The following is a 20,095-nucleotide window of genomic DNA, read 5'->3' on the forward strand; positions in this document are numbered from 1 at the left end:
CAACTGATAGGCAACTAAAGGATTGAATCAGAGTCAATGCGCCGCGCCGACCGCCTATTTCAAATAGTGCAAATTCTTAAACATAAACGCCTGACCACAGCCCAAGAGTTGGCTGAACGGTTAGAGGTGTCCACGCGCACGATTTACCGTGACGTGCAGGATTTGTGTTTAAGTGGCATTCCCATTGAAGGGGAGGCGGGTGTCGGCTATTTGTTGCGCCACGAGGTCAATGTTCCGCCCTTGATGTTTAACGAAGCCGAACTCGAAGCGATTCAAGTTGGCATGCGTATGGTGCAAACTTGGGGTGGTAAGGAGCTTGGTAGCGCCGCGAGGCAGGCGATGATTAAAGTCGAAGCCGTACTACCAAAACGACTACAAGCCTATCAATCCTTGATGTTTTCACCGGATTTTTACCTCGACTCCAATGAGTTTCAATTCCTCGATCCGCTGCGTAACTCAGCTCAGCGCCGCGAATACGTCAAACTCTTCTATCAAGACGTCAAACTTGATGTCACCGAGCGTGAAGTGCGCCCGCTCGCCATCTATTTTTGGCGTGGCACTTGGACCTTACTGACATGGTGTGAGCTGCGTTCGGCCTTTCGTAATTTCAGGGTCGATCGCATCACAGGCCTTGTGCGGTTGAACCGTCATTTTGAACAAGCACCTGGTCAAGAGCTGGAAGATTATATTTGCCTGATGGATGAACATGCGAAGGCGCGAGCCGAAGCAAAAGAAAAGCCACTCGAATGAGTGGCTTTTTAATACATTTCTAATTTGCTAGTAACATTCTAGCAATTCGCTAGTTGTATCTAGATCTCTCTGATACTCGTGTCATAGCTATTATTGAGAGCCGAAGAACACCGTTTTTAATTGTTTAACATGACTTCACTTGATTGCGAAATATTCAGTTTTTTGATTAAACCATCTTCATCATTATTTTGGATCTCGCCGACGGCAACTTGAATATTACGACTCAGTCCTAATTTTTGAGCGCTTTTAGGACGATTAGCAATATCTTCATCCGTTAGCGGATAGGATTCACTGGCATCGATATTAAATTGACTCGAATCGATTGCGGTAAATTTACCGCTGATAGGTGCGCCATGTTGTCTAACTATATTCGCCAATTGCCACTCAAAGCCACTTTTTGACTGTGCAGAACTAATCGCAGCAGGCCAATCCCATACACCATAACCGTTTATATCTTGATGAAGATATTGATCGACTAAGGCTTCTGGACCATTGAGATTATTCGCATTCGCTCCGCCAAAGGTGTAAGGGAAGTTAGGTCTATTTGTCGGATGATTAATATGCGCATTACCTCCCCATTTTAAGAAGTTCTCATATTTTATATCGTACATCATATATAAACTTGAGGTGTATGGGACATCCGCCTTTTGTTTAAACAGAGTGATTGAGATATAACGTTTGCTGCGAGGCGGCATAATTGCTCGGTACTGTGCCTGACTTGAAATCGTTGTACTTTTACCGTCGGTTTCACTCCAACCTTGGCTGGCTGAAAATTCGGCACTGATTTCAGAACTCGCTCCACCTATTCCTGGAATACCCACTTCATATTTATTGGTTACGCCAATTTTCTCGGAGAAGGAGAAATTATCGGTTTTGGCCCAGCTAGTGGTGTAATCATAGTTTAGGGTGGCTACACCGGTATCTTCGGTATCGCCCCAGTTGTAAATCACTACTGGAGCGGTATAAATAGCTTCACGATCATAAACTTGAGGTGAACCTAACTTTAGGCTTTGAGGATTAGTCACAAAATGGATATTTTGTAAATTCACCTTCAAACGTTCATTCGCTCTGTAGCCGCTTGCATAAGGATCATTGCCGTTATAGCGGGCTTTAAGACTGTATTCGTTGCTCGATTCTCTTCTGACTTCGATGTCTTCACCAACATACTGGGATGCCGTACCGCCAGCCCATGCATATCCAAGATGGTGTCCCAAGGAGAATAACGAGCTGATAAACGAGGGATCGTTAATCGCATCATTTTTAAGCGAATCAAGATCAGGGGCAGCGTGTTCTACCATTGACAGTTTTGGAATAGTATTCGGAATAGCCGCTTCGGCCAACAAAGAAACAGTTCCAAGTGCGGTTAAACAGGATAAAGTTAATATACTCAGGCTAGATTTTTTTCTCATGATTGTTCCTTTATTTTAATAAAATACGTCCTTTCATTGAGAGCGCCGATGGCAATTATATGTAGTCCTAAATCATATAAATAATCATTACTGCTAGGCACATCTAAAAACTAGCACTTTTATTTTTATTAAACAAAGTAAAATTAGATTAATTTAAATGGTGTTTAAGTTAGGTTAAAAGTGTTAATTATTTTATTTTTAAACGGTATTTTAAACTTTATAATATAGTGTATTTACTTTAATTTTTAATGGGTGGATTTTTGTGCGTGGATTAATATTAATGGCATGGCGTATTTAATATTTATGCTGACTTTTTTATGAAAAATTTTTTAAATGGACTCTTTTTACCGAGATTTATATCAATAGTTATACCGAGAGTTATATCGAAAGCTATACCGAGATAAATACTGTAATAGATACAGTAAATAACATGTTTGAGCGGAAGTCTTTAGGCAATGAATAGTGTGAATATGGCTAGGTTAAGTATTTTCTCTTTGTGGTTTGAGTCTTTGTTATTGCAGACAAATCTCATCTCTCTCCATTATCGTCGATGTATGAAAGGCCGTTAAAGTCGCTACTGTTTTTGTAGAGCCATAAGGGCATAGAGACATGAAGATTGTGGAAGATAAAGATAATGTGAAAATGATTTTCTAAGAGACGACGTCTCAGATGGGATGAGATTGTGTAAAAGAGTCGTAGAGGCGGTTAAGTGATTGATGCAAGAGCCAGTGCCGCTGCTGGGCACTGACTCTTTGTTTACTTAATGTTGTTTGCTTAATGGATAAAGAAAAACAGTCCCATACTCAACACTGTGGTCAGCAAGGTGTTACGGGTGACGAGCGCGAGTATCGTCGCGACCACGGCGCAGATGAGATAGCTGTTGTCTAAACTGAGATCGAGCTGGCCTTCTTGCACAAACACTATGGGCGCGAAGATAGCGGTCAGTACTGCAGGGGCTGAGTAACTTAAAAAAGTTTGGGTGACCTTACTTAATCGCAGCGGTAATTTAGGTTCGAGCAGTAAATGACGACTAATAAACACAACCGCTGCCATTGAGAAAATCATTAACCAAATCATGCTTTTTCTCCTGATGCAGATTTTGTTTCAATCTCAGTTTCGGTCTGACTTTCAGTCCCAGTGCCTATGTCAGCCTCTGTCTGGGCCTGTGTGTTTGCAAGCTCAGTTGCGGATTGTTCTGCGCGTTCCGCTTCCTTGGTCACTTTGGCGTAAAGTACGCCAGTTGTCATTCCGGCTATGGCTGCGATCAGTAATCCCGCTTGAATTTCAAACAAGGCGCATACCACAGCGAGAGTGAGCGAGACTAATACACAGACGAGAATCGACGGCTTTTTTACCGTGGGCACGACCAGTGCGATAAAGGTGGCTGCGATGGCGAAATCGAGCCCAAGTTCGCCTAAGTTCTCGATAGCATTGCCTGCGACTATGCCAAGCAAGGTCGCTATGTTCCAGCCGATATAAAAACTCAAGCCGCCGCCAAGGGCGTACCAGCGATCGAACTTATGCAACTTGCCTTGATTGGCGATGGCAAACAGTTCATCTGTGAGCAAAAAGCCCAATGTCAGGCGCCACTTTAATGGCAAGGGACTGATTTGACTGCGCATCGCCATCGCATATAACAGATGGCGCGAGGTGATGAGTAGCGTCGTAATTAAGATACTCCACAGACCAATACCGGCTTTGACCATGCCGAGCGCCACTAATTGAGCCGCGCCCGCGAAGATAATGGCTGACATGGCTTGGCTTTCAATGGGCGTGAGCCCAACCTCAATGGCGAAGGAGCCCGCTAAAATTCCCCAAGGAACCACTGCTATTGTCAGCGGCATCATGGCCAAGGTGCCTTTTAAAAAAGCCTTGGCTTTTGTGGGATGCGCGGGAGAAACATCAGATTCTATAAGCTTGTCGGTTGTCACTTTGGCTCCTAAAAATAGCGGCGACGCGAGGATCGCTGTTAAACAATGAATGCTTGGATAAGGTCTGCTTGCTCTGTTATTACCGCTCAGTTACGACTATTTCTTAGAGACTAGTGTTTAGTTATGGCAGACCTGTTATTAGCGGCCTGTTATTAGGGATAGTAAGCATGAGCATGTCAGATTAACCTAAAGTGGTTGTTTAGGCTTGGATAATATTGCGGCCTATTTCTTTGGCAAATTGCCCCGGTGTTACGCCGACTGTCTTTTTAAAATGCCGATTCAAATGGCTTTGATCGTGAAAACCACAATCGAGAGCGACATCAAGCAGCCGTGTGCCTTGCTTGATTTTCCCCTTGGCCAGTCTGACTCTGGCCTGAATTTGGTAAGCGTGGGGCGGTAAGCCGTAATAACGCTGAAATTGCTTGAGTAAATAATAGGGGCTTAATCCCGCAAGCGTTGCCAGCTCTTCAAGGGAAATATCAGCTGCGGGATGATCGTCGATAAAGGATTTCACCAGCGCTAACGCAGGCTTGGCCATTGCCGCGAGGTTGTCGCTTGGACGATGCTTGCCATGGCGCGCCATCAACTGCGTCAAGCTTGAATAGACTAAGCTTTCGCGCAGTAAGCGATTATCCGATGTATCTAAGGTAGTAAAGGTGAGGCGCAGCAGTTCGGCTAATTCAGGATCGTACACTACGGGCTCAGGGAAATAGGGCGCACCGCTGTTTGCTGCTCGCTCACTGTTAATACCGGCAAACTGCGCAGGGACTGGATACATGGCACGATACGACCAGCCGCCTTCAGTGGCGCTACAGCCATTATGCACTTCATCGGCATTGACGAGAATAATGCTGTGTTTTGGCGCCACATGGTTGCCACCGGTGCGATAAAAACGCTGCGCACCCGTTTCAATCACGCCTACTGTGTAACCTTCGTGGGTATGCCGACTAAAATTTTGTTTATGGTAGTGGGCATTGAGTAACTCAAGGCCACCTAATTCATCGGCAATCTGGTAGGCCGCATGTTCTGTGTTCATCAAGCCTCCTTTCTTGAATGGATGAATGGGCGGGTTGTGTCTGATAGTAACCCAGAAATCCTCAGCGCTTTTGTACAAAATTGCGCATATTGGATTTTGTTTTGCGCTTAATGACTGTTTATTAATCATTATTGCTAATATTGGTCACTTGATATTAGCCAGTTGATATATTTGTCTCTTGATATATTAGCTGCTCGAGATATTAGTCACTTGAGATATTTGCTACTTGATATTTTTGGGGCTCAATCTTGCTCGCGCCCCGCTTATCTTAGGTCGCCTGCTGTAATTGAGTCAGATCAGCGCCCGCGATGGCGTGTAGATACTGAGTGATTTTCTCTATCGGCCAATCCCACCAAGCGATGGCAACGAGCTCATCTATCACATCTTGCTCGAACCTGAGCTTGATGACAGTGGAAGGATTACCGCCAACCACGGCGTAGGGCGGCACATCTCTTGTCACCACGGATTGACTGGCAACAATTGCGCCGTGGCCAATCTTCACTCCAGGCATGATAGTGGCGTTATAACCAATCCACACATCGTTACCGATACAGGTGTCGCCTTTATGGGGCAAATCGGTGGGATCTGGCATTACCTTTTCCCAGCCATTGCCGAAGATATAAAAGGGATAAGTCGAGAAGCCAGACACTTGATGATTGGCGCCATTCATAATGAATTTCACGTCTTTAGCAATGGCGCAGAATTTACCGATAATCAGTTTATCGCCAATAAAGTCAAAGTGATAAAGCACATTCGACTCGAATCTTTCAGGCCCAGCAGGATCGTCATAATAGGTATAATCGCCGACGATAATGTTCTCGCGGGTAATAAAGTTTTTAAGAAATCCAACCTGAGGGAAGCCTTTCATCGGCGCTTTGTCGTTGGGATTTGGGCCTAATTGGGCGTGGGTTGTTGTGTCAGGCATAACTGTCTCCATCGTTAAAGTACGTCTTAACTCGTGCATTCATTTATGCGATTGATGTGCGAATTTGTGGTGCCTATTGCGATGTTGATTGTGGTGCCTGTGGTGGTGTTGATAGCCGGATGAGTCGGACTAGTACTCGCCCGTCACCACAAGTGTATTTTCAATAGGTTCAACCACTAAGGCAAGCGTAGTTTTGTCTCGCATAAAGCCGACAGAGCAAATTGCCATCGCGCCGCTACCACAGGTTATTTCAGGGTAATCTTCTGTCATTGGCGTTTCATCTTCCGCTACGGGCGCTAATACCCAGCCAGCAGACAATAAACTCGATTTCACCTCAGCGTATTTTTTACCCCATAACGCGCTGGTGTCCTGTGCTTGAGCAAATAGAGGCAATGTGCCAAGGCTTAACATGATCAGTGGGAGAATGATTTTTCGCATATAAAATATCTTATTCCTATATGATTCCGGTTGGTCGCTTAGCGCTTGTGAGCGTGTTAACAGCAAATATTATTCATAGTTCCTATGCGCATTATCCCTATGTGCATTAGTTAGGGAAATCATGGCTGTTCTTGTTTATTCGTTTTATCAAATACTTTTTCATACAGTATCCGCGTCGATATAAAAATAACAACGAACACACCCGTATCAATAACAAATTTTAATGGATCAAAAGGGTCGCTAAAAATTTCGTAGTGAAAATCGAAGTATTTGAATAATAATTTGGAGCCAATAAAAGCAAAGATAAAAGAGATAAAGAACTTCAATGGTTTTTCCCTAAAATATGTTGATAAATTAACCATTCTTTTTGGCGCGTTTGTACTCTTGTTGGGATTGATAAATTCCCAGAATGATCAGGCCAAATACGAAATAGAACATTTTTTGCGCTGAAAACTCGATTGTCAGCGTAGGATGTTCTAGGTGGCGGTATAGAATACTGTGAGAAATTACCTCTGTTATCGTCAGAATAAATGGATAGCTAATTAATGCGATAGACGATATTTTTGCGAATTTGTACGTTTGAGGTTGTTTAATGAATTTTGCAATAAATAGTAACCCAAATGATAGCGTCAGATTGCTTATCCATAAAATAGCCGCCGTAATTCGTACTTGAGTATGACTGGCTTGTTCCGCATCGGGATAAACCTCTAATATCTCCTGCAAGTAGCTTGCTGGGCTCACTAATCCCCAAACAGGGTAAAGGCATAGCAGCACGGCAGTGAGCATTAAAATATATCTGATAAACATCCTTTTTCTCCGACAGATTTTGCTTAGAAAGCTATACTTGTTATACGAATCATTACCTTAGCATTGTTTTTTACAAGTGGCGATGCTTTAGCTAAAACTAAATTATTGTGACAAAATCCTTGTTGTTGGATTGCATACTATTTTTTAGGCGCCAACAGCAGAATAGATATGTAGCAAAGATAGTGAGATCGAAAATAGACCAATTAAACGGAATTTATTGTTGAAGTATTGAGCAGACTATAGCGCAAACTTCCTATGTAACCTTGGATGCGTTAATGCTAAGCCCATTCCGACACAGAACAACACAATACCTATCGCAAAAATGGTCTGTGGAAACTGAGTATCTGTTGAGTAATGGGTAAAAATGAGACCCGCAATAATTCGGCTGGTCACCTCAGCAATATGGAAGTAGGGCTGCTCGCTAAATGAAATAATCCCCTTAGAGAAAGACTCAGGCTTTACAGCCATCACTAGACTTAATAACAACATCAGTAAACCAAAAGCAGCAATGAAGTACATAGTGATCCCTTGGTATTATTTTTCTAGTAAGTGACTTCATTCCAGTTCATATATTTTTCGTGTGCAAGTTGTAACATTGCCAGATCTTCTGCTGTGTCACCATAGGCGTAAATACGTTCATAGCTGTTTAAGTCGAAAGTATGTCTAACTTTTATTGCCTTTGTCTCACAACTTACATCACCAGCTGCATAATACCCCGATAAAATGCCATTTTTTACCTCTAACTCACTACTGATTAACCTTAATCCGAGCGCACTAGACCAGTGTTTTAAATAGACATCGAGTGACGCTGAAACAACTACGACGGTATCGCCATTTTCTTGGTGCCAGCGGATTTTGTTTAGCGCATGTGGCATGACATGTTTGGGGATCACTTTTTGGGCATAGGTAGCTGCCATAGTATTTAATTGCTGGTAATCACGACCACGGAAGGCAAGATAGCTAACAATCGGTCTTAGTTTTCGTGCCGGAAACCAGCCAATTCTATACAGTGAATAAAGCGGTAATAATAAACAGCCCGCGACGACAGTTCGTCTTTTAGAAGCCGTAAATCGTATAAATTTAGTGTACATATCCGCATCGGTTATTGTGCCGTCAAAATCAAATAATGCGAGATTCATGTATTTTCCGAGCCTGTTTTGATATTAAGTGTAGGTGCTATCATTAATCATCTCTTGTCTTTTATTTCAAATGCTTACCTAGTGTAACTCATGCGCCGTGAGTCAGAAAAACGTTATCAGGTACAACACAAGTTAGTCGAGCAACAGGATACACATGACTGAATGAATAAAGCATATTTATGTAAGTGACCGTTTGTGGCATGGATGCCACGGTCGAGCTTACAGGGATGTACTCGCAGCGAGTCACTGGAATAAATGACTTTATTATTAACGTCTAAGTGGGGATACAGAGGCTTTTACATCATTCTTAGGTGATTACTGAGCTCGCCGAATCGTTCAATCCTTCAGATTTCGGCGAATGATGGGATAGCCACAAATAGTATTGGGGCTATTCCATCATTCACAACTCGCTATTCAGCAACCATTGCCAATAACGCAGGTAAAAACTCGTTATCTAGTGCGGCGATTTCACTTTGTTCGACCAGCACTTGATTGAGGATGTCATGGCTGGTGAGGGGGTTAGCGAGTACTACGCGAAATACCACAGTCGCTTGCCTAAAGTAGCGGGCAGGCTGAATGCGGGTGCGGGAGACGAAGGATTTACCCTGTTCGCGTTGGTGCTTTTGAATAAACTGGGTGAGGCCATCGAGCAGCTCGTTAAAGCGGGCGATTCTTAAGGTGTCTGCTTGATCACAGGCAAGCTGCATGGCGGCTTGGACGCAGGCGGGGACATAACGGTAAGTCAGCAGACACAGTTCTGGCTCAGTGACCAGCTCAAAATCCTTATGGGCTTTGATTTGTTCGGCAAAATAACGGGCTTTTTCAAGGCTGTTATTGATTAAGATTTCATACCCATCGCGGCCGATGATCTGTAAGCAAGCGTGCACTAACATCGCCATGCCGGGGCGTGAACCTTCCAGCGTTTGGCTGCCTAAGTCCTTTGAACCACGGCGCAGAATATACTCGGCGTGATGGGCAATGGCGTGGGCAAACTCTGGGTCTTTAAATAACACCATACCCGCGCCCATAGGCACATACATTTGTTTGTGGGCATCGATGGTAACTGAATCGGCAAGTTCGATACCTGCGAGTAAGTGACGGTATTTATTGGATAATAAACTTGCTCCGCCCCACGCAGCATCTACATGGAAATGACAATTTAACTCTTTTGCCAGCGCCGCTAATTCTGTCAGTGGGTCAACATTACCGGTTTCTGTGGTGCCAGCCACGCCAACAATAGCCAACACTTTGATGTTTTTACGGGCAAGTTCAAGGGCGGCTTGGCGCATTTTCGCGACATCGACCTTGTTATCGCTGCCCGTGGGAATGCTGATGATATTGTCGCGGCCGATACCAAGCAGATCGACGGCTTTGCCCAGCGAATAGTGACCGCGCTCAGAGACCAAAATCGCTAAATCGTCATAGCCGTAGTGACGCAGCGCCTTGAGTAATCCTTCGCGGCTGACGCCTTTAAACTCGCCATCGGCTTTTAATAATTGGTTACGTGCAATCCACAGGGCGGTGATGTTGGCCACTGTGCCGCCGGAGCAAAATGCCCCGAGGGAATGATTGGCACTGTGCATCCAGCTTTGATAAAAATCCGTATCTTGGTCATAAATCAAATGGTGCATCATGCCGAGCACTTGGCGCTCAAGTGGCGTAAATGCCTTTGAGGTTTCGATTTTGACCAGATTTTGATTGAGTCCCACCATCATTTTCGACAGCGGCAACACAAAGTAGGGCAGTGCCGACGTCATGTGGCCGATAAAACTTGGTGCCGCTGTGTGTACCGAATGCGCCACCAGATTTTGCATAATTTCGTCGGTGTAATCGGAAACAAAACGCGGCTGAGTTGGGATCTCAAAGGCTTGAAAATCAGTTTCAATTTCCGACAAAGGTTTTTCGAGCGCGGCGATACTGTCACCCAAAAAGCCTGCTAAGTCCTCGGAGAGCTTCTGCTCGATAATACTCAGCGTTGATCCTGCATCTTCCGGTGCAGTAAAAATGCGGAGCAGACTTTCTTCGGATGCTGTGGCTTGGCGAGGGAGTTTCTGGGTCATGGGGCTTGCCGTCTATTAATTTTTATAGTGAAATCGCAAATTTGCTCGAAGAGTATAACGGACCAGTAATGCGCGATCAGCGACTCTCAAAATGTTCAATCAGCGGAATACCAAAAAGGGAGCTCACTTTACTGCAAGGCCTTTTAGGCATCAAGCACTAAAATTTGTATAACCAAAGCGTTGCAGCCTAAATAAGCAAAGGCGCCGTTATGGCGCCTTTATGTTTAACTCGACGAGCCACTCATCAAGCCTGAGTATTAGCCCTAAAATTCATGTTAGCCCTAAAAATTAGCGCTGGCCTAACATGAGTACCGCGCCGATATTTCGGGCGGTATTGCAAAGGTTTAGCTTGGCATTGGCCAGTACATCATCGAGCGGACTTAAGTGCGGAATGATAGGGAAGATAGCCGCCATACCGTGATCTAATATGGCGTTGGCGTTGTCACCTAAGCAGCCCGCGATACCGATAGTAGGAATGCCCTGCAGTTTGGCTTGCTTTAATACGCCCATTGGGGTTTTACCAAACACGGTTTGCCCGTCGATACGGCCTTCACCAGTTATCACTAAGTCAGCGCCACGGATTTTGTCAGCAAGGCCAACGGTTTGCATCACAATCTCGACACCGGGTTTAAGCTCAGCATTTAAAAAAGCCATCACGCCAAGACCCATACCGCCCGCAGCACCTGCACCCGCATGTTCACGGTGATCGGTCATGCCATTGCGGGCAATCACATCGGCATAATGGGCGAGCGCCGTATCGAGCTGCTTAACCATCTCGGGTGTTGCGCCTTTTTGCGGACCAAAAATTGCCGAGGCACCACGCTCGCCGCATAGCGGATTGTCAACATCGCAGGCGACTTCGAAGCTGCACTCACGTAAAAGTGGATGAGCGTTCGAGACATCGATTTGGGCAAGGTTCGCTAGCGCCGCGCCGCCAGAAGGCAAGGTTTTACCTTGGCTATCGAGCAATAAAATGTCCAGCGCTTGGGCCATACCCGCGCCGCCATCGTTGGTGGCACTGCCGCCTAGACCTAAAATGATGTGCTTTATCCCCCGATTAAGCGCATCACAAATCAGCTCGCCCGTGCCATAACTGGTGGTGATCAGCGGATTACGTTGCTCCCTTGGCACATGGTGCAGACCGGACGCCGAGGCCATTTCAATCACGGCAATCGCGCTAGCACTTATATCAGCGACTGAGCCACTGTTTGAGCCATAATTTGAGCCATAGTTTGATCCATTGCCGAGAATGCCTCCACCAAGAATGCCATAGTGCGCTTGCACCCTATGCCCCAGTGGACCCATGACCTCTAGGCTGACAATACTGCCGCCCGTGGCATCGACCATAGATTGCACTGTGCCTTCGCCGCCATCGGCAACGGGAATTTTGACTATGTCGCAGTCGGGTATCACTTGTCTTAAGCCTTGCTCGATGGCGTTAGCTACTTCGAGTGCGCTTAAGCTTTCTTTAAATGAGTCGGGGGCGATAACTATTTTCATTAAAAATCCTACAGCTAAATGGGATAAAACAGGGCTCAATGTTGAACACTAAACCCAATGCCACTTACGTTGGGTACAACAGTTTTCCTGTGCAAACACTGAAGGATATAAACGTATTAATATCCATCACTGGCACATTGAACTGGTGCAATTATTTGGGCGATAAAAAAGATATCTTGGGCGCGGTTAGCGCCCAAGGGACAAGCTTGAATCAAGGTTAAATCACTATTAGAGCAAGACTAAGCTGAGCACATACACAGTCAACATGGCGGTGATACCTTGAATAAGGGTTGCCATGGTTTGTGCTTTGTAAGCTTGTTTCACACTCATGCGGCTAAATTGAGTGACGACCCAGAAGAAGCTGTCATTGGCGTGGGAAACCGTCATTGCACCGGCACCAATCGCCATAACCGTTAATACGCGGCCCATATCGCTGCCAAGGCCAATATCACCGAGCATAGGCGCAACCAGTGCCGAGGTTGCGACTAATGCCACAGTCGATGAACCCTGCGCCGATTTAAGCGCCGCGGCGACGATAAAGGGCATAAAGATACCGATACCGAGTGCCGACAGTGATGTGCCTAAAAAGTCACCGATAGGCGTGGCTTTCAAGACCGCACCAAAAGCGCCGCCTGCACCTGTGATTAAAATAATCGGCGCGGCTGTGACTAACCCTTGGCTGATGCGCTCGCTAAATTCACTGATCTTATTCTCACCTTTTAATAACGACAGGGATAAGAATAGGCCAATCATCAGAGCGTTAACGGGCTGACCGAGGAACACTAGCGCGTCAAATAACCCTGCTTTACCTAAAGGCGCTGAAGGGAAGTTAGCGATAGAACCTAAACAAATTAATACGATAGGTACAAAAATCGGTGCGAAGGCTTTTAATGGGCTGGGCAGGGTGCCATAGCTTTTTTTCAGGGTTTCATAGTCACTCGCTTCCGCTTTAAGCTCCTCAGCGCCTTCACCGTCTGGTTCAACATCGGCAAAACGGTTCGCCCATAACATGCCTGCTAATGCGGCTACGGCGGCCACAAAGAGACCCACGCCAATCACTAAGCCCAAGTTCGACTCTAAGCCTAAGTTACCCGCGGCGGCGATAGGCCCCGGTGTTGGCGGTACAAAGGTGTGAGTGGCATACAGGCCCGTGGCTAAGGCAACGCTCATGGAGACGCTAGAGACCTTCATGCGGTTCGCCATCGATTGTTTTAGCGAGTTCAAGATCACAAAGCCCGAATCACAAAAGACTGGAATAGACACTAGGTAGCCGATGACCGACATAGTTAATGTCGGGAAGCGTTTACCTAATACCTTGATCACTACATCAGCCATGGTAATGGCGGCGCCGCTTTTTTCTAGAATAATACCTATGATTGTCCCCAAGACGATCACAAGACCGATATAACCTAAGATGCCGCCAAAACCTGTGGTGATGGTTTTAGCGATTTCTCCGCTCGGTAAGCCATAGGCGAAAGCCGCGATAAAGGCGGCCAGAATTAAGGTTAAAAAGGGGTGGAGTTTAAATTTTGAGGTCGCGATAACAATAAATGCAATCACGCCGATAAGAATTAGCACTAAGTTCATATTATGTCCCGTTCAGTTCTTGGCTGAAGTTTTTGAGTAAGTTTTTTGACTTATATTGTAGGGCGCAGTGCTTATTTGGGCCTGAGTCCAAATGAGGGCTGCTTTAAGGTCATCCTATTATTGTGCAGGCATGCTTGAATAGCTTTGGTTGAATCCACGGAATTACCGCGTTATGTTTCGCCATTTTTGTGCACATGCACAAAAATGCTTAGGTGAATTCGAATGTAGGAGGATGGTTCTTGTCGATAAGGGTTGGCAAATAGGGCTATTTGCCAACCTTAAATAGGAGGAACTTGGCTTAATTCGTCGTTTTATTGGCGACGAATAAAAGATTCGACATAGGCAGCGGTGCGGGCATTGAGTATAGGATCGGCAGACGCGGCAATGCCCTTAGGTAATAACAGCGGGTTGAAAATGCCTTTATCGCACTGTTGCACTTGGGGATCGCTATCTCGCTCACCGTTAATCACCACTTGGCCAACCAGCAAACGCTGGCGAGTCTCAGGCCAAATTACTGTGGGGTCATTAATCTCATCGCCCGTTTCAGCCAGTTGAATATAGAGATTCCATTGTGCTGGCTGGGTTTTAATGCGCTCGAGTAATTCTGCCTCTAAAAAATCGTCACCCAAATTGGCAAGTTCGCTGGCTGACAGTGCTGCCGTACCTGCGACGGGTTCAAAAATCCACTTTCCCGCAACCGTTTCACCTTGCTGAGCGCCACCTTTTTGGGGGCTAAACAGGAAACTATTCACGCCATAGTAGCGGCTGTTGGCAAAACTAGGGCTGGGAGGCAGCTGTTTGACATAGTCGAAAAAGGCTTTAGCGCTGGGTTGATTGTCGATAAGCCACTGTTTACCTTCTGCGCCTTGTTTCACTTTGGTCTGAAAGGTAAAAAAGTCTTCTAGATTACTGGCGAAGAAAACGGGGACGTTAGTGGTAACAAAGTTAAGGTTTTCTTTATCGCCATCAATTTTGAGTGACATAAAGCGCCCTGCGGTTTTATCGGAGATCTGTGGATTCGTGCCACCAAGGGAAAAACGGGCAGTGACTTTAATGGCATCTTGATTAAAAAACGGAATCGCCAGTGTTTGTTGTAATTGCGGATCCGGTTTAAAAGTGCCTGAGGTGCAAAATCCTTTCGTGTGATTACGCAGTTTAACCTTTTTACCCGCCTCGCGACTTGCCGCATCGGGCGTGCCATTCACGGCATCAACCAGCTCTGGAATGGTTTTTTCGGCTGCGACTAATGTCGGTGAAGTTAGCGCTAAGCCTGTGATGAGGCAGGCTTTGGCGAGTAAAGTCAGTTTGAATGGGGTCATTGCAATTCCTTTCAATGGTCTGGGTCGAGCGTTCGACATGTCGACGCGAGATTGTTATTAGAAACTATAGGAAAGGGGATACGGTATAAATCTTTCAATCGATCTGTTAATTAATGCCTTATTGACTCAATTGCATAGGAAATAACACCCGTTATCTTGGGGTTGCCGAAGTATCAAGCAGTTGTCCAAGATACAAACTCAATAATCCATGCAGGGATTGAATATCGGCTTGGGTGATTTGCTGAATTTTATCGAGGCGATATCTAAGTGTGTTGCGGTGTATAAACAGCGCATTCGCACATTGCTGCGCATCACCAAAGTGGGTGATATAGGCGGCTAAGGTTTTGCGTAACTGGCCGTTTTTATCGGCCTTGGCGAGTTGCTGATAGGGTGACGCTAGTGCCTGACCGCGCCAGTCATGTTTAAGTCCCGCTAGTAGTACTTGCAGGGAATAATCTTCGAACAGGTATTTATTGCCCTCAGCATTGCGCTGTTTACCTAGGGCTAAGGTTTCCTGCGCGGTTTGATAGGAGCGCGCAATACCGCCTTTTTCGGGGAAAAAGTGGCCCAAGGCAATTTTAAAGTTTAAATCCATTTGGGCGGGTAAGCGTTGTAACAGCTTATCGATGCGTTGATTTTCAAGCTCAGGATCCCATTGTTTACCATCTAAAAAAGCGGGCTTTAGGATCACCAATTGCGACATTGAGGTCATGGCAATCAAGTTGCCACGGTCAGGATATTGCAATAGATGCAGCACTTGCTTGAGGGTTTCGCTGACTCTGGGACTGCGTTCATCGGCGGACTGAGTGGATGTCTCTGCTAAGTACAAGGCCGATGAGTTGGCGTCGGTCTTTAAATGTTGTTTTTGGGTGTGTTTCTCGCTGATCTCAATAATGGCCGCGACCCGTGGCAGGCTGATATCAATTTCTAACTGTTTTGCCCAGCGGTGCAACTGCTCATCATCGTCGGTTTCAGCTTTGATCAACTGCAAAATAAACTCTTCGCGCTGGCGATTCTCCCACTGCAATTTATCCTGCAGGTTAGCTTGTTCAACAATCATTTCGGCGGTCATTTTGAGTAATTCACCGTAATGGGTAAGCTCACTTGGATCGCCAGTAATGCCGACAACACCTATGATTTGTCCTTGATAATGCAAGGGTAAATTGATCCCAGGTTTTACGCCATGCAGCCCAGAGGCCACTTCTTGGCTTATCTCCACATTGCGATTTTGGGCAATGGCCAGCAGCGCGCCTTCGTGGGTTGAACCGATACGTTTAGGATCGCCTGAGCCTAAAATCACCCCTTGGCCGTTCATCACATTGATATTGTGGCCAATGATTTTCATTGTACGACTCACAATTTGTTTAGCGATGGCAGAATCAAGCAGATACATATGAGTGCCTAGTGTGGTTGAAGGTTTAACAGGGATGCAATACGCATTCTTAATCTGGGTAGCATATCGCGTTCAAACTCAGGATGCTGCTTAAGCCAGAGATTATTGCGTGGGCTCGGGTGCGGTAAGACAAAATATTTAGGCCAATATTGCTGCCACTGCGCGCACGCTTGGGTCACTGTGATGGGTCTCAGTTTGGGGATGGTTTTTGCTTTGGTGCTGGACGATACATTCGTGCTGGTTGTTTGGACCTTGCTGAGCGGTGAAGTGAGATTTATGGCCACGGACGATTCACGCGGTAGATGATAATCGATGGCATATTGGCCGAGGATCACGATTAGCTCAATTTGTGGCATTAACGCAAGTAAGGCTTGATGCCAAGTGGCGGCGCATTCTGGGCGTGGTGGTTTATCACCCTGCTTTTTACCGTTTTTTTCGATACTGCCCGGAAAACAAAATCCCATAGGGATAATGGCAAAAAGGGCAGGGTCGTAAAATTGCTCACGGGTGACATTCAACCAAGTGCGCAGCCGTTCACCGCTGGCATCGTCAAATGGGATCCCTTTATGGTGCGTTTTCACGCCTGGTGCTTGGCCGGCAATCAAAATCCGCGCTTGGCTACTGGCCTGTAATATCGGCTTGGGCGCTAAGGGCAAATCAGCCTGACATAAAATACAGGCGTTAATTTTAGTCAGCAGCACTGTCATTGATGCAGAACTGGGCGGAGATATCGTTTCGCTTAGCGGCGATGACGCCTGCGCGTTAGTGCAAGGTGTTTTAGTCAAAATTTTTCTTAGTCAGTGGTCAGTGCCCGTGGTTAATGGTAAATGTCATCGCTCATTCATCGTTGCTCATTCATGGTCGCTCATTCATTTTCAATCAGGATTGGAACATCATCGCCGTTTGATATAGCCAGTAGCCAAAAAGACCGTAGCCAAACAGCAAGCTTATATAACTTAATAGTTTAGGCACTCTACTTGGGCTTGAAGCCAAACAGATATGGGCCAGCACAATGGTAAAGAAGGCTAATGGGGCAATCACATAGCTCAAGGCGAGGATGAATAATGCACCTAGGCTGATGATCCAATCGGCATTACGATTGCTGGGCTTATCGATTTGGCACAATTGTAGTGGCAATAAAATCAGTCCAATCCCTACACAAATAATGCCTAAGTTCAGGGCAAAATCACTCCAACCTCTGTGATCATAAATGGCTAACGCGACGGCAATCAGCGGTACGATTAAGGCGCTTAATACATGGCGTTTGGCAAAGGCGGCGCTGCGATACTGACCCGCAAAAAAGAACAAACCCTGTAAAAATAAATTGATCAAGGTAAAGCCGCCGAGGCCGAGAATGATAAACAGGCTGGCGGTGCCGCCCGAGGGGTCGAACGCCAAGGCGGGTAAGGGCAATAGACTCAGCCCCAGTAGGGCAGGAAGCGATGACAACCACTTAGATTCGCAGAGGGGAGAATAAATACGCATGGGCTCAGAGGATTAACCAAAAGATTGAATTAAGATCCGCTAAAGTGAGTTAAAACTCAAGGAATAAGGTTTTTATGGGCGGACTTTCGCGCCAGAGTCTGATCTTATTCAAGATTTTTACTTTTATCTGGGCAGATGTAATGATTTTGCATCTGACTTTGCATGTGACTGCTGCGGTTAAACAAAAGCCCGCAAGATGCGGGCTTTTGGATTGTCTATCATTGAGGATTAGATCTTGTAGCTCATGCTTAACATGATCATCTGCGCTGTGTAGTCATGGCTATTATCACCAAAACCTACGACGTTCCAGATCCCATTGACGGCGATATCATTGGCAGCGTCATTGTCCTTATAGTTCTCAATTTTATAATCGAAGCGCAGCGCCATTTTCTCGGTGGCTTGATATTGAGCGTATAAGTTAATGTTGTGTACTTTAGCAAAATAATCGCCGTAGTCGCCTGTGATACCTTGTCTAACTTGGGTGTTACTGTTGGAGTCTGAATAGGTGTAATCCAGTCCCATGCGTAACTTGTTCTCAAGTAAGTTGTTGTAGCTAATGCCAGCGCCAACAACATCGACTTTATCTTCAATGAAGCCTGTCCAGGTTGGGGTGCTGTAGTTGCTGCTTCCCGCTTGTTCAGATTCAATGATTTGATAGTTGTAAAAGGCGTTCGCCAGTAAATCATCGGTGATCATGTAGCTGATGTTGGCATCATAACTGGTGTCTTTTGACTCCGTTAAACCGATGACAGTATCTGTGTAGTCATCTAATGCGTAACGGGCACCGAAATCTATGGTCAGGCTTTCGATAGGCGAGTGAGTGACTCGTGCTTCCACTTGGGTTCTGTCACGGTTCGCCAGATTGTACTTACGCAACAGGCTGTTGGTTTCAGACGATGTCCATTCAGAGGCTTGATATTCAGAGCCGTCACGTTGACCGTAACTGCCCTTAACCCACATATCCCAAGTCTCGAAGCTGTTGACTCTGAAACGCGCCCAAACCGTGTTCTCATCCGTGGTTTCACGGTCTTGATAATTACGTTCATCACGTCTGAAGTCATAGCCGCCATCGAGTTTCATGCCGCGGGTAATACGATAATCTGCTGCCACTTTGAAGCGTTGGCTAGTGTTATCGTAAGGGGTGTTATAGGCCACCTTACCGTTGACATTGTTGATGCTGACTTGGGTCCACTCTTCAATCTGCGTATTGTTATCGCGGTCGTTATAGTCGTAGCTACCACTTAAGCGCAGTGAGTTGGTGACTTTGCTGACCACTTTTAAGTTCAAACCGATAAGGTCGACCTTGGCATCAAGGGCTTCAGTTGGCACTTGATAACCATAACCTGAAGTCACTAACGCTTGGTCTTGACTCATTTGTCCGGTAAGCAAGCGAGCCGATAGCACATTGGTACTGTCGTTGTATTGGCCCATTAACGACACAGTGTGTGACTGATTGTCAGGATCAAGGGCGATACTGCCAGAGGTTTGCGCGCCAAAGGTTGGATTAAATGCACTGTCAAAATTTAACTGATTGTACTCGTTCTTAAAAATCGAGCCATTGTAGTTAAGTGCGGTGAACCAGTTGTCGCCTTTAAGCTTGATACCCGCTTCAATGGAGTCAGTAGTGTAATCGACAGGCTCGGCTAACATCATAGATTGATTAAAGAATCCACCTGATGCTTTTTTCAAGCCGGTTTTTTCTTCACGCATGTAGCTCACATGTGTGCTCCACAGCGATTCACCTTGATAATCAAAACCTAGCCCAGTGCGCTCACGTTTGAGCGACAGTTCTAAGGAGTTCAGGCTGTCCATCAGTAATGGCATTTGGCTGCTTGAACCCGCCGTCACCCAGTTGTCTGGCAGCGTTAAATTATCGCTGCCCACACCCGAGTAAGGCGTTAAGGCACTGTTGCTGTTGTAAGTGGCAATCTGGCGATAGTTCACATTGACATTGTACTGGCCTTGTTTGCCGGCATTCACCTCTAAGCGGCCGCCATCCATGCCCAGTTGATAGGCTTCAACGCTGGCACGATAGCCTTTTTCACCGCGAAAGGTGACATCAGCATCCAATTTCCCTGCGACTTCGTTTGACGTCCCAAAGGCATTTGCCGAGCGAATGTCCTCTTCACTGTTATAACCTACACCGACACCCACAGTACCCGATGTGCCCGTTTCAACGACGCAGCCTTTACAGCTCCATGCGGACATTTTGACTTTTTCGGTATTGGCATTGGCTAAGCCATACCCATCGGCCGCTATCGCAAAACCTGTGTTTGCCAGTAACGCAAGAGTGATCAAATTGAGTTTAAATTTCAT

At 45.9% G+C, this 20,095-nt stretch carries 18 protein-coding genes; 1 reads left to right on the forward strand and 17 read right to left on the reverse strand.

Annotation, left to right across the window (positions count from 1 at the left end):
- Positions 1-36: 36 nt before the first annotated feature.
- Entirely contained in the window at positions 37-750 is a 714-nt protein-coding gene (locus tag BM607_RS02355) for a YafY family protein (RefSeq protein ID WP_006081090.1), read from the forward strand.
- 116 nt (positions 751-866) lie between these two features.
- On the opposite strand, the gene BM607_RS02360 is transcribed toward BM607_RS02355, so the two are convergent.
- The 17 genes from BM607_RS02360 to BM607_RS02450 form a co-directional block, all read right to left on the reverse strand.
- Entirely contained in the window at positions 867-2,159 is a 1,293-nt protein-coding gene (locus BM607_RS02360; protein ID WP_014615354.1) for an aerolysin family beta-barrel pore-forming toxin, read from the reverse strand.
- Positions 2,160-2,933: 774 nt separating this feature from the next.
- Complete coding sequence (locus BM607_RS02365; protein WP_006081091.1) at positions 2,934-3,236, reverse strand: AzlD domain-containing protein; 303 nt, start codon at positions 3,234-3,236, stop codon at positions 2,934-2,936.
- Positions 3,233-4,090, reverse strand: a complete 858-nt coding sequence (locus BM607_RS02370) for an AzlC family ABC transporter permease (protein WP_071939017.1) — start codon at positions 4,088-4,090, stop codon at positions 3,233-3,235. The genes BM607_RS02365 and BM607_RS02370 overlap by 4 nt, the downstream gene beginning before the upstream one ends.
- A gap of 199 nt (positions 4,091-4,289) precedes the next feature.
- Entirely contained in the window at positions 4,290-5,126 is an 837-nt protein-coding gene (locus tag BM607_RS02375) for an AraC family transcriptional regulator (RefSeq protein ID WP_011846436.1), read from the reverse strand.
- A 268-nt stretch (positions 5,127-5,394) separates the two neighbouring features.
- Positions 5,395-6,051 (reverse strand): Vat family streptogramin A O-acetyltransferase, encoded by a 657-nt coding sequence (locus BM607_RS02380; RefSeq protein WP_071939016.1) that lies wholly within the window; start codon positions 6,049-6,051, stop codon positions 5,395-5,397.
- A gap of 129 nt (positions 6,052-6,180) precedes the next feature.
- The gene (locus tag BM607_RS02385) at positions 6,181-6,489 is read right to left on the reverse strand and encodes a hypothetical protein (RefSeq protein ID WP_071939015.1); all 309 of its coding nucleotides are present in this window, start codon (positions 6,487-6,489) and stop codon (positions 6,181-6,183) included.
- Positions 6,490-6,843: 354 nt separating this feature from the next.
- Positions 6,844-7,296: a hypothetical protein gene (locus BM607_RS02395; RefSeq protein WP_063883168.1), complete on the reverse strand. Its 453-nt coding sequence runs from the start codon at positions 7,294-7,296 to the stop codon at positions 6,844-6,846.
- Positions 7,297-7,533: 237 nt separating this feature from the next.
- The gene (locus BM607_RS02400) at positions 7,534-7,815 is read right to left on the reverse strand and encodes a hypothetical protein (RefSeq protein ID WP_249269538.1); all 282 of its coding nucleotides are present in this window, start codon (positions 7,813-7,815) and stop codon (positions 7,534-7,536) included.
- 23 nt (positions 7,816-7,838) lie between these two features.
- Positions 7,839-8,435, reverse strand: coding sequence for an HAD-IB family hydrolase (locus BM607_RS02405; protein ID WP_071939014.1), 597 nt, complete (start codon positions 8,433-8,435; stop codon positions 7,839-7,841).
- Between the two features lie 410 nt (positions 8,436-8,845).
- A complete protein-coding gene (panP, locus tag BM607_RS02410) occupies positions 8,846-10,495 on the reverse strand; it encodes a pyridoxal-dependent aspartate 1-decarboxylase PanP (RefSeq protein ID WP_071939013.1) in 1,650 nt (549 codons plus the stop codon).
- A 288-nt stretch (positions 10,496-10,783) separates the two neighbouring features.
- A complete protein-coding gene (locus tag BM607_RS02415) occupies positions 10,784-11,995 on the reverse strand; it encodes a glycerate kinase (RefSeq protein ID WP_071939012.1) in 1,212 nt (403 codons plus the stop codon).
- Positions 11,996-12,223: 228 nt separating this feature from the next.
- A complete protein-coding gene (locus BM607_RS02425) occupies positions 12,224-13,582 on the reverse strand; it encodes a GntP family permease (protein WP_071939010.1) in 1,359 nt (452 codons plus the stop codon).
- Between the two features lie 311 nt (positions 13,583-13,893).
- On the reverse strand, positions 13,894-14,901 hold the full coding sequence (locus BM607_RS02430; protein WP_071939009.1) for a catalase family peroxidase: 1,008 nt from the start codon (positions 14,899-14,901) through the stop codon (positions 13,894-13,896).
- A 151-nt stretch (positions 14,902-15,052) separates the two neighbouring features.
- Positions 15,053-16,294, reverse strand: a complete 1,242-nt coding sequence (locus BM607_RS02435; protein ID WP_071939008.1) for a sugar diacid recognition domain-containing protein — start codon at positions 16,292-16,294, stop codon at positions 15,053-15,055.
- An 8-nt stretch (positions 16,295-16,302) separates the two neighbouring features.
- Complete coding sequence (locus BM607_RS02440; RefSeq protein WP_071939007.1) at positions 16,303-17,001, reverse strand: uracil-DNA glycosylase family protein; 699 nt, start codon at positions 16,999-17,001, stop codon at positions 16,303-16,305.
- Between the two features lie 172 nt (positions 17,002-17,173).
- Positions 17,174-17,779, reverse strand: a complete 606-nt coding sequence (locus BM607_RS02445) for a hypothetical protein (RefSeq protein WP_071939006.1) — start codon at positions 17,777-17,779, stop codon at positions 17,174-17,176.
- Between the two features lie 228 nt (positions 17,780-18,007).
- The gene (locus BM607_RS02450; protein WP_012088804.1) at positions 18,008-20,095 is read right to left on the reverse strand and encodes an MtrB/PioB family decaheme-associated outer membrane protein; all 2,088 of its coding nucleotides are present in this window, start codon (positions 20,093-20,095) and stop codon (positions 18,008-18,010) included.

This window comes from Shewanella sp. SACH (genome assembly GCF_001887095.2).
GTDB classification, from domain to species: Bacteria; Pseudomonadota; Gammaproteobacteria; order Enterobacterales; family Shewanellaceae; genus Shewanella; species Shewanella baltica.